The sequence below is a fragment of the Snuella lapsa genome (assembly GCF_039539345.1).
GTDB classification, from domain to species: Bacteria; Bacteroidota; Bacteroidia; order Flavobacteriales; family Flavobacteriaceae; genus Snuella; species Snuella lapsa.
Genome location: NZ_BAABCY010000077.1, coordinates 19,116 through 35,879, shown reverse-complemented (window position 1 = coordinate 35,879; position 16,764 = coordinate 19,116). Strand labels below are relative to the sequence as shown.

19 protein-coding genes are annotated in these 16,764 nt (G+C 34.3%); 12 read left to right on the top strand and 7 right to left on the bottom strand.

The features are described 5' to 3' along the window. The first annotated feature begins 72 nt into the window (after nt 1-72). A complete protein-coding gene (locus ABD792_RS14370; RefSeq protein ID WP_345006963.1) occupies nt 73-588 on the top strand; it encodes a hypothetical protein in 516 nt (171 codons plus the stop codon). 137 nt (nt 589-725) lie between these two features. Here ABD792_RS14370 and ABD792_RS14365 read toward each other — a convergent pair whose 3' ends face one another. Next, nucleotides 726-1,058 (bottom strand): NINE protein, encoded by a 333-nt coding sequence (locus tag ABD792_RS14365; RefSeq protein ID WP_345006962.1) that lies wholly within the window; start codon nt 1,056-1,058, stop codon nt 726-728. Nucleotides 1,059-1,106: 48 nt separating this feature from the next. Between ABD792_RS14365 and ABD792_RS14360 the strand changes: the two genes are divergently transcribed. The 3 genes from ABD792_RS14360 (at nt 1,107) to ABD792_RS14350 (ending at nt 3,279) form a co-directional block, all read left to right on the top strand. Next, a complete protein-coding gene (locus tag ABD792_RS14360) occupies nt 1,107-1,994 on the top strand; it encodes a hypothetical protein (protein WP_345006961.1) in 888 nt (295 codons plus the stop codon). 95 nt (nt 1,995-2,089) lie between these two features. Beyond that, complete coding sequence (locus ABD792_RS14355) at nt 2,090-2,695, top strand: porin family protein (protein WP_345006960.1); 606 nt, start codon at nt 2,090-2,092, stop codon at nt 2,693-2,695. A 167-nt stretch (nt 2,696-2,862) separates the two neighbouring features. Further along, nucleotides 2,863-3,279 (top strand): type II 3-dehydroquinate dehydratase, encoded by a 417-nt coding sequence (locus ABD792_RS14350; protein ID WP_345006959.1) that lies wholly within the window; start codon nt 2,863-2,865, stop codon nt 3,277-3,279. Here the strand turns inward: ABD792_RS14350 and ABD792_RS14345 are convergent. Next, the gene (locus tag ABD792_RS14345; protein ID WP_345006958.1) at nt 3,276-4,205 is read right to left on the bottom strand and encodes an alpha/beta hydrolase; all 930 of its coding nucleotides are present in this window, start codon (nt 4,203-4,205) and stop codon (nt 3,276-3,278) included. The two genes, ABD792_RS14350 and ABD792_RS14345, sit on opposite strands and share 4 nt — an antisense overlap. Between ABD792_RS14345 and ABD792_RS14340 the strand changes: the two genes are divergently transcribed. Further along, nucleotides 4,186-4,806, top strand: a complete 621-nt coding sequence (locus ABD792_RS14340) for an L-threonylcarbamoyladenylate synthase (RefSeq protein ID WP_345006957.1) — start codon at nt 4,186-4,188, stop codon at nt 4,804-4,806. The two genes, ABD792_RS14345 and ABD792_RS14340, sit on opposite strands and share 20 nt — an antisense overlap. Nucleotides 4,807-4,874: 68 nt before the next feature. Here ABD792_RS14340 and ABD792_RS14335 read toward each other — a convergent pair whose 3' ends face one another. From ABD792_RS14335 to ABD792_RS14325, 3 genes are all read right to left on the bottom strand, one after another. Next, a complete protein-coding gene (locus ABD792_RS14335; RefSeq protein WP_345006956.1) occupies nt 4,875-5,711 on the bottom strand; it encodes an OmpA/MotB family protein in 837 nt (278 codons plus the stop codon). 97 nt (nt 5,712-5,808) lie between these two features. Further along, the gene (locus ABD792_RS14330; protein ID WP_345006955.1) at nt 5,809-6,798 is read right to left on the bottom strand and encodes a glycosyltransferase family 2 protein; all 990 of its coding nucleotides are present in this window, start codon (nt 6,796-6,798) and stop codon (nt 5,809-5,811) included. Nucleotides 6,799-6,923: 125 nt separating this feature from the next. Then, nucleotides 6,924-7,370 (bottom strand): type I restriction enzyme HsdR N-terminal domain-containing protein, encoded by a 447-nt coding sequence (locus ABD792_RS14325; RefSeq protein WP_345006954.1) that lies wholly within the window; start codon nt 7,368-7,370, stop codon nt 6,924-6,926. A 122-nt stretch (nt 7,371-7,492) separates the two neighbouring features. Here ABD792_RS14325 and holA point away from each other — a divergent pair, with 122 nt between their 5' ends. After that, the gene (gene holA, locus ABD792_RS14320) at nt 7,493-8,497 is read left to right on the top strand and encodes a DNA polymerase III subunit delta (protein ID WP_345006953.1); all 1,005 of its coding nucleotides are present in this window, start codon (nt 7,493-7,495) and stop codon (nt 8,495-8,497) included. Between the two features lie 10 nt (nt 8,498-8,507). Here the strand turns inward: holA and ABD792_RS14315 are convergent, their stop codons facing one another. Next, complete coding sequence (locus ABD792_RS14315; protein ID WP_345006952.1) at nt 8,508-10,004, bottom strand: YfcC family protein; 1,497 nt, start codon at nt 10,002-10,004, stop codon at nt 8,508-8,510. Nucleotides 10,005-10,068: 64 nt separating this feature from the next. Here ABD792_RS14315 and ABD792_RS14310 point away from each other — a divergent pair, with 64 nt between their 5' ends. Further along, entirely contained in the window at nt 10,069-10,734 is a 666-nt protein-coding gene (locus ABD792_RS14310) for a uracil-DNA glycosylase (RefSeq protein WP_345006951.1), read from the top strand. A gap of 298 nt (nt 10,735-11,032) precedes the next feature. Here ABD792_RS14310 and ABD792_RS14305 read toward each other — a convergent pair whose 3' ends face one another. Next, a complete protein-coding gene (locus ABD792_RS14305) occupies nt 11,033-12,136 on the bottom strand; it encodes a C1 family peptidase (protein WP_345006950.1) in 1,104 nt (367 codons plus the stop codon). A 54-nt stretch (nt 12,137-12,190) separates the two neighbouring features. Here ABD792_RS14305 and ABD792_RS14300 point away from each other — a divergent pair, with 54 nt between their 5' ends. The 5 genes from ABD792_RS14300 (at nt 12,191) to ABD792_RS14280 (ending at nt 16,756) form a co-directional block, all read left to right on the top strand. After that, nucleotides 12,191-13,030 carry a 1,4-dihydroxy-2-naphthoyl-CoA synthase gene (locus ABD792_RS14300; RefSeq protein ID WP_345006949.1) on the top strand — a complete coding sequence of 280 codons (840 nt, stop codon included), beginning with the start codon at nt 12,191-12,193 and terminating at the stop codon, nt 13,028-13,030. After that, a complete protein-coding gene (menA, locus tag ABD792_RS14295) occupies nt 13,031-13,933 on the top strand; it encodes a 1,4-dihydroxy-2-naphthoate octaprenyltransferase (RefSeq protein ID WP_345006948.1) in 903 nt (300 codons plus the stop codon). Nucleotides 13,934-14,105: 172 nt separating this feature from the next. Further along, the gene (locus tag ABD792_RS14290; RefSeq protein ID WP_345006947.1) at nt 14,106-14,783 is read left to right on the top strand and encodes a metal-dependent hydrolase; all 678 of its coding nucleotides are present in this window, start codon (nt 14,106-14,108) and stop codon (nt 14,781-14,783) included. Next, entirely contained in the window at nt 14,784-15,821 is a 1,038-nt protein-coding gene (locus ABD792_RS14285; RefSeq protein WP_345006946.1) for an o-succinylbenzoate synthase, read from the top strand. Next, nucleotides 15,821-16,756: a CPBP family intramembrane glutamic endopeptidase gene (locus tag ABD792_RS14280; protein ID WP_345006945.1), complete on the top strand. Its 936-nt coding sequence runs from the start codon at nt 15,821-15,823 to the stop codon at nt 16,754-16,756. The genes ABD792_RS14285 and ABD792_RS14280 overlap by 1 nt, the downstream gene beginning before the upstream one ends. Nucleotides 16,757-16,764: the final 8 nt, after the last annotated feature.

The window sequence follows — 16,764 nt, the reverse complement described above, 5'->3', positions numbered from 1 at the left end:
TTAAATTTGAAACAGAAAACACACCGCAACTAGCTCTTTTTTATTAAATCATTACGTCGAACTCAGGTTATTATGAAAAAATTATTGTTAAGTGCTGCTATCGCAGTACTTGGTTTTACAAGCGTAAAAGCGCAAGATGCCAATAACGGCAGTGCATTATCAAAAGGGTCTTGGGTTATTGAAGCAAATACTGGTTCTTGGGCAACTGGTAATACAGCTTTTTCTTTACTTTCTGTAGATGGTTCAACAATATGGTCTGTTGGGGCTGATGCAGGTTACTTTGTATCTGATAATTTGGCAATTAAAGCTGGATTAGGTTATGCAGATGCAGATGAAATTGACGGTACATTGGTGTATAAGGTAGGTGCAAAGTACTACCTTGGTGGTGAGTTTCCAGTAGGTGTTGACTTTACAGGATCTTCTGTTGATGGAAATAATGCAAATTGGGTAGGAATACAAGGTGGTTATGCCTGGTTTGTTGCAGACAATGTTAGTATAGAGCCAACAATTAGATATAATGTAACTTTAGATGACCAAAAGGCCGATAGTGCTTTTCAAGGTTTAATTGGATTTGCTTTTCATTTCTAAACAAATTAATGTTTAGCTTTATATGGCCGAAGTTTAAATACTTCGGCTTTTTTTGAATTGAGAATAGGAAGCTATCAAATGATGGTATAAAAAAAGACCACGCTTTAGTGGTCTTTAAATTTCATGGTCACTAATTATTAGAAATTATCAGTCAAGATATTTATTAAATCCACGATGGCCCAAATACCTAATCCACCAATGGTTACAATAAATAAAATATTAGCCCAGACAGGTTTTTTGTAATACCATCTGTGCGCGGCAAAAGGCCATCCCAAAAAGAACCATAAGGCTACACCAACCCATTTATCTTGGGTTGCAACTGTTGCTAAAGGTTCAATAACTTCAGTCGTAGATGTAGTTACTTCTGTGTTCGTAGTGTTCACTACCGTTCTCTTAACAGGGAAAGAGGCATAGCTACTAGTAAATGTTAGAAACATTACCAATAATGTCAATAATAATTTAGTTTTCATATAAAATTGAATTATGTTTGTTTATCAAATATATTAAAAATCCCCTCTGTGAAAAGAAAATGCTTACTTAATTTGTTTTTTTTACTGTTAAATTTGTTTTGCTTTTCCCAAAAGCATTATGAATATGTGGGGGCAGTCGTCCTTAATGACACAATAACTATATCTTATAAATTACAGCTTACTGAAGATAATGGTCTTGTTAAGGGTTATTCTTTAACAGATATAGGAGGAGAACATGAAACAAAATCAAGTGTTTATGGGGAGTATAATAAAGAAAAAAAGGAATTAGACTTTAGGGAAACAGCCATTGTATATACTAAGTCTCCAGTTTCTCAAAATGACTTTTGCTTTATCCATACCAGATTTAAGAATTTTACATTTGAAAAAACAAAAAGTTTAAAGTCCAGTTTTATTGGCCTGTTTTCTGATAACGAAAAATGTGTTGATGGCGAATTGTTTTTAAATGCTATGGATAAAGTGCAGGCAAGAATGGATAAAGTTGTAAACAAAATCAATAGGTCGAAAAAGATATCGGATAGTATTAAGAATAAGATAGGCTCTTTAAAACTATTGGATTCTTTAAAAATGAATATTTTAAGAAAGGATCAGGTGCTCAGTGTTTTTTCAAGTGCTAGAAGTGTAAACTTAATAATATACGATGGAGGTAAAGAAGATGGTGATAGAATTACGGTTTTTTCAAATGGCAAACCAATATTGAAAAATTACGAAGCAAAATCCATAACAAAGGTTGTTTCAGTTGATCTGGAAGCTGGTAAAACGACACTTGTTATTAAAGCAAATAATGAAGGGGATATAGCACCTAATACAGTTGTTGTTAAGATAGATGATGGCAAAAACATAATTAAGGCGTTGTCTAATTTAAAACAAGGAGAGGTTACTCAAATAGATATTCTAAAGCAAAGCATTGTAGATTAGTTTTTTTGTAAGTATTTTTTTTAAATTGTAATCTTTTTTCTTTTTATAAGAAAAAATAATCTTATATTGGCTTGATGAAAATTTAAATTTTTTTTATGAAAAAACAACTGTTTTATGTGCTATTATTTTTAGGAATATTTAGTATTAATGCTCAATCTGACTCAGGGGACTTTACTATTGCTCCTCAATTAGGATTAAATCTTTCAAATTATGCGAGTACTGAAAATTTAAACAACAAGATTAGAATGTCTTTTAATGCAGGGGCAATAGCTGAATATTATTTTAGTGATCGTTGGAGTTTGCGTTCAGGGCTTCTTTATGATTCTAAAGGAACAAAGGTAACTCAATCGGGAGAAGATACTATAGATAAATTGAACTATCTAGCACTTCCTTTGCATGCTAATTGGCATTTTGGATCTAACAGAGATTGGTTTCTAAATTTTGGTCCAACTTTAGGATTTTTACTTAGCGCTAAAGCAGACGGGCCAAATGGAGAGATTGATATTAAAGATAATGTAGATGCCTCTTTTGATGCAGGGTTGGGAGTTGGAATAGGTTATAAGTTCGAGATTTCAGATACTACACAATTATATGTTCAATATCAAGGTTATGGTGGTTTTGTTAATGTAATAGACGATTTAGACTTTAGTCTAACAAATACAACCTCAGCATTTAACCTAGGTATCATTATACAACCATAGTGTGAATTAGTTTCATAAAAAAACCGAAGTTAAAACACTTCGGTTTTTTTATGCTTAAAATTTAAATATCTTTGAGCTATGAAATGAGCCATAATAATTCTATATACCAACCAAAATGTTTAATGGCGAATTACATCTGACCAATGAAAAACAATAAAAGTAAGTACATGAAAAGACTAATCATAATTAACGGGCCTAATTTAAATTTATTGGGTAAGCGCGAACCTACTATTTATGGTAGTTTGTCTTTTACGGATTATTTGGAGAACCTAAGAAAAACGTTTTCTGATATTCAAATAGATTATTTTCAGTCGAATATAGAGGGGGAGCTTATAGATAAATTACACGAAGTTGGGTTTAGCTATGATGGTGTCATTTTAAATGCAGCAGCCTATACACATACATCTGTTGGACTTGGTGATGCTGTTAAGGCTATTGAAACCAAGGTCGTAGAAGTCCATATTTCCAATACATTTGGAAGGGAAGCATTTCGTCATCAGTCGTATATATCTCCTAATGCCTCGGGTGTTATTCTTGGTTTTGGTATGCAAAGCTATGAATTGGCAATTCAAAGTTTTCTCTAAATATATGCATTTATAAAGGCTTTTAGCTTTGTCCAAGTATCCAATAGCTCTAAGCCAATCCATCCGTGACCAGCTTCAGGGTATAAGGTAAATTCGTGGGTTACTCCTAAGTTTAATAATTTATCACGTAATGCCGTGCCTTGCGTTGTAGGTATGAGGGGATCTTGGCCTCCATAAAATAAAATGGTTGGTGGCGCAATATCGGTTACCTGATGGTATGGGCTAACTTCTTCTAAAAAAGCTATGGGAACATCGGATCCGTACAAATCCAAAAGCTCTTGTAAATCTGGATTTACATTGTTAAGATATGCAGGATCTGTAAAATTTGTAGGGCCTACAATGCTACATACCATCGAAACTTGATTGTTTGTATCAAAAGCATAGCTCCAGAGTAAGGCTAAATGGGCACCTGCACTAATCCCTATAAAGCCAAGATCGTCAGATATGGTATATTTGGTTTTGTTGATCTTTAAATGTTCAATAATACTACTTATATCGTTTATCTGCATTGGATATGGTGCATTATCATCATCTGCTAAGCGGTAATTTATATTAACAACAGCAAGATTAGGAAAATCCGAGCGTAATAAGTCTCTAATTGCATTCATTTCGTTTTTGTCGCCAGCAGACCATCCGCCTCCATGTACGAGTACCATAATTTTGGTGTTTTGAGATCTATTGGCAGGTAAATACAAGTCGAATGTTTGATCGGGATCATCACCATAGCTAACATCTAATTGTTCGTAATATAGCGAAGGGTCAAAGGTGTCAATAACCTCAGCATCTGTTTTTTCGTTGGAGCAATTATAAACAGTTACTAACAATAAAATGTTTAATAAACTATATTTTAAAGATTTCATAAAGAAAATAATGGTTAATTTGTATTTATAAATATACGAATATATTATGGCCGAGTTAATACGCATATATGAAGAAAACCCTAACCCTAAGGAAATAAGCAAAGCTATTAATGTGTTAAAGCGTGGCGGACTTATAATTTATCCTACGGATACAGTATATGGGCTAGGATGTGATATTACCAATCTAAAAGCACTAGAACGTGTGGCCAAAATCAAGCAAGTTAAGTTAGAAAAGTCTAATTTTTCGTTTGTATGCCATGACTTAAGCAACTTAAGCGACTATGTAAAGCAAATAGACACATCGACCTTTAAGATATTAAAACGGGCGCTTCCGGGACCGTACACTTTTATTCTACCCGGTTCTAAAAATTTGCCCAACCCTTTTAAGAAAAGAAAAACAGTGGGGATTAGGGTGCCTAAAAACAATATTGCTTTGGAGATAGTTAAGCAATTGGGTAATCCTATTATTTCGACATCTATTCGAGATGATGATACTATATTGGAGTATACAACAGATCCTGAACTGATTTTGGAAAAATGGGATAATTTGGTAGACTTGGTAATAGATGGGGGCTATGGGGATAACCATGCGTCGACCATTATTGATTTGTCACAAGGAGAACCTGTAGTAGTAAGGGAAGGAAAAGGAAGTTTAGAGATTTTCTAAACTGTGTATCATAAAAAAGCCCAGCCAAAAATGACTGAGCTTCTCTTTTTATTATCGATAGCTGACTGTTAGTTAGCAGCTTCAAGATTTTTCATTTCTTTTTCGATCATGTCATAGAACTGATCGATTTTTGGAAGTATAACAATGCGAGTACGTCTGTTTCTTGATCTGTTCTCTGCAGTGTCGTTATCTACTAATGGTACGTAGTGACTACGTCCAGCAGCAATTAACTGACTTGGTTTAACATCTAAACTCTCTAAAACTCTAATGATAGAAGTAGAACGTTTAACACTTAAATCCCAGTTGTCTAATAAAGGCTCTTTTCTATAAGGAACATTATCGGTGTGACCTTCAACCATACATTCAAAATCAGGCTTGCTATTTACAACTTTGGCAACTTTTGCTAATACGTTTTTAGCTTGAGAAGTTACGTTGTAGCTACCGCTTTTGAATAATAACTTATCAGCAATAGAGATAAATACAACTCCTTTTTCAACGTTTACTTCAATATCTGGATCGTTTATGCCTACTTCACGTTTAATGCTTGTAACAAGTGCTAAAGTAACACTGTCCTTTTTAGTGATAGCATCTTGTAAACGAGAAATTTTAAGATCTTTTTCTTTGATACTCTCTAAAGTCTTTTCAACATTGCTAGCTCCTTTAGCAGATAAAACTGTTAAATTGTCATTTGCTTTACGTAAATCAGATACTTGCTCTTCTAAAGCTGCTGCTCTTGCTGTTGCAGAAGCTCTGTCCTCTAAACAAGAGTTTAGCTTAACGGTAGCTGAATTAAGTAAGTCTTGTGTTTCTTTGTGTTTAGCTTCTAAATCTGTGAATTGTTTTTTGGATACACATGAACTTAGTAAAAATATCGTTGATAAACTAAGTAATACTACTTTTCTCATAATTAATTGAAATTAAAATTTAGGCTTAATGAATTTGCACAAAAGTATGTAAAAAACCGTTTATTTTGGTACACTTGAGCGATTTTTTAATAACTATTTAAAAACTTTTGTAAAAGATGTTCTTTTTTATGAAATAATTGAAGGCAATCGATGTAACTTGATAATACTTCAACACTTTTTGAATATCTTTCCGTTGTTTTAAAAAAATACTTATATTTTTATAGAAATTAAAATGAGCTTTAACAATAGCAAAAGCATGCTTGAACTTTAATTCCAGAAGAAACTTAATGCCAGCTATGCCATCAATAATCAACCTTGTAATAATTAATATAAATATATTGCCGGGTGCATTTTTTGTTAGCATAAACAAGCTATTTCTAAAATTGAGGTAGGTTTTTTTAGAGTTTGAGGCATCAAGTGTCGCGCCTCCAACATGGTAAACGCAGGAAAAGCCAACATACTTGGTGATATAACCTAAGTGCTTGGCACGCCAACATAAGTCTATCTCTTCCATATGTGCAAAGAAGTGTTCATCGAATCCTTCTAATTCAAAAAACACGTGGCTTCTAATAAATAGGCAGGCTCCTGAAGCCCAAAATATCTCCGTTGTATCATTGTACTGCCCATTGTCCTTTTCAATGGTGTTAAAAATACGCCCGCGACAATAGGGATAGCCATATTTGTCTATAAATCCTCCTGCAGCTCCAGCATATTCAAAATACTCCTTTCGCTTATAGTCTAAAATTTTCGGTTGGATAATGGCTGTGTTAACTTCTTCATTAAATGTATCCAAAATTGGAGAGAGCCAATTTTCGGTTACTTCAACGTCACTGTTTAATAAACAGAAAATATCTGCTTCTATAAATTTCAAGGCATCATTGTATCCTTTTGCATAACCACCATTAACAATATTTTTAATGACCTTTATGTTGGGATAAGTATGTTTTAAAAAGTTAATGGAGTCGTCGTTGGAAGCATTATCGGCAACATAGATATCTGCTTGTTTTGAATGCAATATAACGGATGGTAAAAATTTTTCTAAGAGCGCTTTACCGTTCCAATTAAGTATAACTATGGCAATTTTCATCTGTTTAAAATTTTATAGTTTTCTGAAAAATGAAGAAACTAAAAATTTCTGCACATTCAGGAATTCGCATAAAAAATTTAATCATGTTGGTGGGTATGCAATGATGAAATTTGTTTATGCTCATTTCATAATTTGTAATTAGGAATATCTTTTAAAAACATATAACGTTCGGTTTTAAAATCCATTTGACAATAGTAATGATTTAATCCGTTAGTTACCATTAAGTAATCCGCATTTAAAACCATATTGTAACGTGCAATTTGATCGAAGGTATCTTGACTTATAGTTATATGGGGAGCCTTGCATTCTACTATTAAATGAATGGTGCCACTAGGATTGTAAACAACAATGTCATAACGTTTTTTCAGAGCATTTACAATTAGCTCCTTTTCAACGTTTATGAGGGATTTTGGAACCCCCTTTACTTGCATTAAATAGAGCAAACAGTGTTGCCTTACCCACTCTTCGGGTTGTAAAACAACAAACTTTTTACGTATACTATCAAAAATAGAAATTTTATTTTCGCTACTTTTGAATCGGAACGAAAACTTTGGAAAGTTAAGGTCTTGCATGTATTGCTCGTATAAAAGTTTTCAAAGTTAAGCCACAAAGTATAAACATACAAAACTCAAATTCTAAAAGACTAATTTAGTTGTTGGATTTTGGGTTTGTTATCTAGAAATGTTAAAGAGTTTTGGACGAAGTAAAACAATTGGTTACGGATATAAAGAATAAAAACTTAAAGCCTATTTACTTTTTAATGGGAGAAGAACCTTATTATATTGATAAGATTTCAGGTTTTATTGAAGATAATGTGCTGGCTGAAGAAGAAAAGGGGTTTAATCAAATGGTCTTATATGGGCGCGATATAACTATTGATGATATTGTTAGTAATGCAAAGCGGTATCCCATGATGGCCGAGTATCAGGTGGTTGTGGTTAAAGAAGCTCAAGATTTATCGCGTACTATCGAAAAATTAGCCGATTATGCTGCCAATCCGCAACCATCAACCGTTTTGGTTGTTAACTATAAGTATAAAAGTATAGATAAGCGAAAGAGCCTATATAAAACACTGAAAAAAACGAGTGTTGTTTATGAAAGTAAAAAGCTTTATGAGAACCAGGTAGCCGATTGGATTCGTAGGGTACTATCGCCCAAAGATTATAGTATTACACCAAAAGCGGCGCAGATGCTTGTCGAATTTTTAGGTACTGATTTGAGTAAAATAAACAACGAACTGGAAAAGTTACAGATTATTTTGCCAAAAGGAAGTCAGATAACCCCAGAGCTTATTGAGCAAAATATAGGGATAAGTAAGGATTTTAATAATTTTGAATTGCGTAAAGCTGTAGGAGAGAGAAATGCTGTCAGGGCTTATCAAATTGTAAAGTATTTTGCAGATAACCCAAAGGATAATCCAATGGTCGTTACAGTTTCGTTGTTATTCAATTTTTTTTCCCAATTGCTTCATTTTCATGGTTTACAGGATAAATCACCGCGTAATGTGGCTTCTGCATTAAGGATTAACCCATATTTTGTAAATGAATACATTTTGGCAGCTCGCAATTACCCTATGCGTAAGGTGAGCGAAGTAGTGGCCGTATTACGTGAATTTGATGTGAAGAGCAAAGGGGTTGGTTCCAATGCTACGCCCCAAGGGGATTTATTAAAAGAACTATTAGTTAAGATTTTAGCTTAGCTCAAAAACTTTAGTTTATATACGTAAAGATGGTTAGCATTAGCATCGTAAATAGTGTTAATATAATAACAAGGGGCATCACAAACTTCAACCATTTGTCAAAACCTACTTTTACAATGGCTAAAGAAGCAAGTATTAATCCCGTGGGATTTATAAAGGCAAAAAGTCCCATGCCATATTGATAGGTGTTCACAATCATTTCTCGACCAATACCAACACCATCGGCTAATGGCGCCATGATTGGCATTGTTAATACGGCCATACCAGAAGATGAAGGAATGAAGAAGGAAAGGCCGCCAAAAACAAACAGCAATGCATTGGTAAACACCCCTTTGTTCATGCCATTTGTTATGTTACTGGAGTAATATAATATTGTATCGCTTATTAGCCCATCATCCATCAATACAGTAATGCCTCGGGCAATACCGATAATTAATGCTACGCCTAATAAATCACTTGCTCCCTTAACAAAGATTTCTACAAATGAAGATTCTTTAATTCTTGCAATACCGCCTATTAACACAGCGCCAACAAGAAATACACTAGTCATTTCAATAAACCACCAGTCCAAACTCGAAACACCATAAATCATAATAACAAAACACATAATAAAAATAAAGAGTATGAGCCGTAAGCGGTTAGTAAGTTTAAGAGTTGAGTGCGTTGTATTGCCAAAAAGCTGTTCAATGGCTTCCTTTTGGTCATATATAATAGATTTACTAGGTGTTTTCTTAACGCGATTGGCATAGCGTAAAATGTATAACAAACAGATGAAGGTACACAAAACAAGCATAAGTAACCTAAAGTTTAATCCCGTTGTCCAGTTTATGCCGGCAGCATCTGAGGCAATAATAGAGCTAAATGGGTTTGTTGTAGAACACATAGTGCCTACACTTGAGCCTATGTAAATGGAGGCTAAAGCAACCATGGCATCGTAGTTGGCGGCAAGGAATATGGGAATGAGAATTGGGTAAAAAGCGATGGTTTCTTCGGCCAGTCCAAATGTGGTTCCACCGATTGCTATTAAGAATGTAACCGACATTATAATCAGGTATTCCCTTCCCTTCAAAACTTTGGCAATCCATGCTATACCTGCATCAAAGGCTCCTGTGTGGTTCATAATACCAATAAGCCCACCAATAATTAATACTAAAAAGATAATATCAGCAGCTTCAATTATGCCCTTAATCGGCGATTTAATAAAGGATGTTAATCCTTGCGGATTAGCTTCTAGTCTGTTATATGTGTGCGGGATGCTTATGGGCTTCCATATGTCTCCATTGGTAAATTTTTCCAAAGGAATCTTTATTTGTAAGCTATCTAAGGTTTTTTGACTGGCAGTAAGTGTAAAAGTGCCGTCGCTGGTTATTTTTGAAAATGTATTTTGGGCTTTGTTGTACGATAATGTATGGTATTTGCCAGCAGGAATAATCCAAGTTAAAAGTGCAACAAGCCCAGCAATTACTATAAGGATTGTTTGGGCGGTTGGAAATTTTATATTTTTCAATCGTATCTATTTTTGTAAGATTAAAGATAATATTATTTTAGTTCGATTTTTAGAAATTGCAAAAATGAATGTAGAAATTGAAGAAAGCTGGAAACAGCATTTAGAGTTAGAGTTCGCTAAGCCTTACTTTCAAAACCTGGCACAATTTGTAAAGCAAGAGTACGGAGCTTACACGTGCTACCCTCCAGGAAAAGAGATTTTCAATGCTTTTAATCATTGTCGTTTTGAGGATGTAAAAGTGGTACTTATAGGTCAAGATCCTTACCATGGTGTGAGACAAGCCAATGGCCTGTGTTTTTCTGTAAACGATGGTATAGCGCACCCACCATCGCTTAAAAATATATTTAAAGAAATAGATAGCGATATTGGTGTGCCATATCCCAAAAGTGGTAATTTAATGCGTTGGGCAGACCAAGGAGTTCTGTTACTAAATGCAACATTAACTGTGCGGGCACATCAGGCAGGAAGTCATCAAAATAGAGGTTGGGAGACCTTTACGGATGCAGTGATTAAACTAGTAAGTGACAAAAAAGAGAATATTGTTTTCTTGCTTTGGGGAGGGTATGCAAAGAAAAAAATGAAGCTAATAGATACCAATAAGCATCACATATTGGCATCTGGACACCCTTCGCCCTTAAGTGCAAACAAAGGACACTGGTTTGGTAATAAGCACTTCAGTAAAACTAACTCCCTGTTGGAGCAAGCTGACCTTCAACCTGTTTTATGGTAATTTCGGGCCTAAGAACAACAGGTTTTTTACTGGTTTTTTCAGGTTTATTGGTTTTGTTGCAACTAAATTTCAAAAGCAACAAATTAACAATTACTAATACCGAAAGAAAAATAGTAATTTTTAATAACATAATTTTTGGGGTTTAAATCGTTAAAATACAACAAATGTGGTTAAAACGCATATTTTATCGGTTAAGGTTAATAGCTAGGCAAAAGTAATAAATAAAATACTACAAACAAATAATTTAGCTGTTTTTTTACTCGTATTAAGGAAATTAATTACTTTGGTAACCTATTAGCTATTCTTTAAGATGCTTAAAAAAAGCATCTTTATGGACCATTATGGAGATGGTTTTTAGTCTAAAATAAGCTTCACTCATGTAGACATAACCATTATTGCCTATACGATCTGAGTTTTTACCCCAAGAATTTTTTACCTTGTAATAGATTGTGCCATTTTGATCCTTTAAAAAACCAGTTATGTGCATTAAATGATCATCGGTAGTATTGTAGTTCTCAAATTCTTCCTGTCTGAATTTTTGGGTGATCGCTTTTTCTGGAGTAACTGTCGTTAAAGCCTGTAATTGATCTTGTCCGTCTATGGGAATTATAGCCAATCCATGTTTTGCCGAAAATGTTTTTTCGCTTACATCACAATCCAGTTCTACCGTAAACCCTTTTTTTAAGGCATTATTAACTATGTTTACCAGATCGTCCAACGGTACATTGTAAAAAGATCCATTAGAAAAATTATCAGGAATGTTCAATATAAAGGTAGAGTAGAAGGGTTGGTGTAAAAAAGAAGTCACACTAATATAATCATCCGGATTTATTTTGGTCATTTCCAAAAAGGACATTGGCGAATACGAAATGCCGTTATAAGTAAAACTATTAATGTTTTCTCCTATTTGAAGGTCTAAAATAGTGTTTACGTCCTGTTGCCAAGTTGATTTGTACTGCTTGGGTGCCTTGATAAACTGGTCTAATGTAGTTTTTAATGTGTCGATCAGTTTCGAATGGTTAAAACGGCCTTTTTCGTCCATTACGGCTTTAAATGTAGTATTGGGAACTAATCCATAAAGTTTAACACTGTTTATAGCGTCATGTGCTAAACCTCCCTCACTAAATTGTGCTTTGCCCTGTCGCATTACATAATTCCAGGCTTTTTTAGGGTAAGTATTTCTAACAATATACATCTCAGACAAATCTATGTGCTTTCCTGTAAGTCGTATAATTTCGCTTTCTAAAAATGAAGATGTTGAGAAACTCCAACAAGTACCTGTATTGCCTTGACTAATAATATCGGTAGCATCAAGGTCTACGATCGTTTTAAAATCATAAGATTGCGCATTACAAAGTAATGATATACAGACTAAAATATAAAAGGAAATATTATTTTTCATTGCCGAAGTAACTATTTTATGAAATAAAATTTATTTTTGGCTAAAATAAAGAAAATGGAGCAAGCAAATTGGGTAACTGCCAAGGAATATGACGACATTACATATAAAAAATGTAATGGTGTTGCCAGAATAGCATTTAACAGGCCAAATGTTAGAAATGCCTTTAGGCCAAAGACAACAAGCGAATTGTATGATGCATTTTATGATGCAAACGAGGATGTAAATATAGGTGTTGTTTTATTATCGGCAGAAGGCCCTTCTACTAAGGATGGTGTTTATTCTTTTTGTAGTGGTGGCGATCAAAAAGCCAGAGGACATCAAGGTTATGTTGGAGAAGATGGATACCACCGTTTAAACATATTGGAAGTGCAACGTTTAATACGTTTTATGCCTAAGGCTGTTATTGCCGTTGTACCCGGTTGGGCTGTAGGTGGCGGTCATAGTTTGCATGTGGTATGCGATTTAACTTTAGCCAGTAAAGAGCATGCAATTTTTAAACAAACCGATGCCGATGTAACGAGTTTCGATGGCGGTTATGGTTCAGCCTATCTGGCTAAAATGGTTGGACAGAAAAAGGCAAGGGAAATATTTTTCTTAGGACGTAATTATTCTGCTCAGGAAGCTTACGAGATGGGTATGGTAAATGCAGTTATTCCCCATGATGAATTGGAAGCAACAGCTTACCAATGGGCTCAAGAAATATTGGCAAAATCGCCCACATCAATAAAAATGTTGAAATTTGCCATGAATTTAACAGATGATGGTATGGTAGGTCAGCAAGTATTTGCTGGTGAAGCAACTAGATTGGCTTATATGACCGATGAAGCTAAGGAAGGTAGAAATGCCTTTTTAGAAAAGCGAAAGCCTAATTTTGAAAAAAAATGGATACCATAAATGAAGCAGCTCTCTCTTTGGATTTCTACAATGCGTTTAAGAACGCTACCACTATCAATTTCTGGGATTATTTTAGCTTCATGTTTTGCTGATTATAATGGCTACTTTAAATGGGATATTTTTATTCTTGCTATTTTAACTACTTTAAGTTTACAGATATTATCCAATTTAGCAAACGATTATGGTGACGGTGTAAAGGGTACCGATAATGATGATAGAATAGGTCCAGAACGTGCCATACAAAGTGGTAAAATTTCACCCGAAAGTATGTTTCAAGCCATTAAGATCAATGTGCTGATATCTATTGGCCTGGCATTTTTTCTTATTTTTTGTGCTTTTGGGGTACATCACTTTTTTCTTACCCTAACATTTTTTCTGTTAGGTATAGCATGTGTAGTAGCGGCCATTCGATATACAATGGGGCAGAATGCCTATGGATATAGAGGATTAGGAGATGTTTTCGTGTTTATATTTTTCGGACTAATAAGTGTTGTTGGTTGTTATGTACTATACGCTAAAACCATAGATCATGTTGTGTTTTTGCCAGCATGTACCATTGGACTTTTAAGTGCCGGAGTACTCAATTTAAACAACATGCGAGATATAGATTCCGATAAAAAATCAAATAAAATAACCTTAGCGGTTAGGCTTGGATCTAAGAATGCCAAGTTATACCATATGACTCTTATTGGTTTAGCTATTTTACTTTCTGGACTATTCGGAATTTTATATTATACATCGATCTACAACTTGATTTTTGCTATTGCTTACCTACCACTGATTAAGCACCTAATAACTGTGAGAACTAATACAGAACCCAAACAATTAGACCCCGAATTAAAGAAATTGGCTTTAACAACGGTGTTATTGGCTGTTCTAATGGGGATTGGCTATCTATACTAGATTTTTTTGTATTTTTCGTTATGTCTAATAATTAGTTAAAATGCACATCATCAAATTTGGTTTTACATACCAATCCAAAATGGTTGTTTTTTTGTAAAAAGCGAAAAAGGTTGGTTTTATGTGTGAAATTTTCATTTGTAAAATAATCAGTTTAATAAAAAAATTAAAGTAGATGAAGATAACATTTTATGGTCACGCAAGTTTAGGAATACAAGTCAACGATGTTGATATTCTTGTAGATCCTTTTATTACCGGTAACCCGAAAGCATCAGGGATTAATATAAATGAGCTTAAAGCCGATTACATCCTTGTAACGCATGCACATCAAGATCATATATTAGATGTGGAAACTATTGCAAAACGTACAGGAGCCGTTGTTGTTTCTAGTTTTGAAGTTGTGTCACATTTTGAAAAACTAGGCATTGAAGGACACCCTATGAATCTTGGGGGACAATGGGATTTTGAATTTGGCACTGTTAAATATGTAAATGCCATTCATACGTCGTCATTTCCCGATGGAAGTTATGGCGGTCAGCCAGGAGGTTTTGTAATAGAAGGAGAGCACAAAAACATATATATAGCAGGCGATACGGCCTTGACTTTTGATATGAAACTTATTCCCCTGAAAACCAAGCTAGACTTGGCCATTTTGCCTATTGGCGATAATTTTACGATGGGTGTAGAAGATGCCATAGTTGCGAGTGATTTTGTTCAGTGCGATAAAATATTGGGCTATCATTTCGACACGTTTGGTTATATAGAAATCGATCAAGAAGTAGCCAAACGTAAATTTTTTGAAAAGGACAAAGACTTGATGCTGTTGGAAATAGGCGATTTTATAGAGTTGTAAATGATAACAGCATCGTATAAAAAGTACATATTACATTTTAAGCAAGCTAGCGGAACTTCTAGAGGGATCTTAAAAACTAAGGAAACATGGTTTATTATACTCAATTATAATGGTAAGCAGGGGATTGGTGAATGCGGCTTGTTTAGAGGGCTCTCTGTAGATGATAGACCAGATTATGAAGAAAAATTAAAATGGGTTTGCCATAACATAAATAGTAATTTAGACTATTTGTTAAATGAATTAATTGAGTATCCCAGTATCCAATTTGGATTGGAAATGGCTCTTAGGTCATTAGAAAGCCAGGATACATTTGAGCTGTTTCCATCAAATTTCACAAAGGGTAAAGAAGCCATTCCTATAAACGGATTGATTTGGATGGGTGATAAATCCTTTATGAAACAGCAGATAGAAAACAAAATTGCTTCAGGTTTTAACTGTATTAAAATGAAGATTGGAGCAATCGCCTTTCAAAATGAATTGGATTTGATAAAATCCATCCGTGATAGCTTTTCTTCTAAAGAAATAGAGATAAGAGTAGATGCCAATGGTGCTTTTTCTGCATCAGGAGCATTAGAAAAGTTAAAACAATTATCAGAATTAGACCTGCATTCTATCGAACAACCCATAAAGCAGGGACAGGTCGAAGAAATGGCAATACTATGTGAAGCAACGCCCTTGCCAATTGCATTAGATGAAGAGTTGATAGGGGTGTTTTCAGTAACAAATAAGCAAGAATTGTTGCAAACTATAAATCCGCAATACATTATTTTAAAACCAAGCTTAATAGGTGGATTTAAAGGTAGTGATGAGTGGATCGCAATTGCAGAAGAAAATAAGATAGGGTGGTGGATAACCAGTGCTTTGGAAAGTAATGTAGGGCTTAATGCCATAGCGCAATATACCTATACAAAACAAAGTAAATTGCCACAAGGTCTTGGGACAGGAGGGTTGTTTACCAATAATTTTGAAAGCCCTTTACAAGTTAAAAAGGGTACATTGAGATGCGATAATTTAAAAAAATGGAATTTTAATTTATAATGGATTATATACAACAAGTTTACAAAGGAAAAAGGGAATTATGGATTTTTATCTTAACATCTATCCTAATTTCAGGAGTGTTTATATTAAATTTTATAGCGTATTTGTTTTCCTCTCCAGAGGATTTGGATAAAGCCTATGATTTAATGAAATCAATACCATCAAACTTATCTTTAATTGTAAATCTTTTGCCCTTTGTTTTCCTATTAGGGCTACTTTTTGTTTTTGTTAAGTTTGTGCATCAAAGGAGTATTTTATCGCTTACAACCGCTAGGTCAAAAGTCGATTGGGGACGAATTCTCTTTTCGTTCTCCCTAATCGTTATCATAACACTTATATTGTTTGGAGTTTCGTATGTATCCGATTCCTCTCAAATAGCGTTGCAGTTTCAACCTGTAAAATTTGCGGTTTTGTTAATTATTAGCTTGTTGCTTTTTCCATTTCAAATTGGACTCGAAGAATATTTGTTTAGAGGCTATTTTATGCAACACATTGGCGATTTAGTAAAGAATAAATGGTTCCCGTTAATTGTAACGTCTGTATTTTTTGGGATAGCTCATAGTGCTAATCCTGAAGTAGCCGAAATAGGGTTTATAACGATGGTGTTTTATATCGGTACAGGATTGTTATTAGGTATTATGACTTTAATGGATGATGGACTCGAGTTAGCCTTGGGGTTCCATTTAGGGAATAATCTCCTGGCTGCCCTTTTGGTGACTAGCGATTGGTCTGCGTTGCAAACAGATGCCATTTTTAAATATACTGCAGAGCAAGCAACAAATACTATTCTTGAAATTATTGTTCCCGTTTTAGTTGTGTATCCAATAATACTTTTAATTATGTCAAAAAAATACAAATGGACTAATTGGAAAGATAAATTATTTGGTAAAGTGATCGAACCAATAAGCGAAGACGACTATAAAGTTTTAGATTAATATGTAAC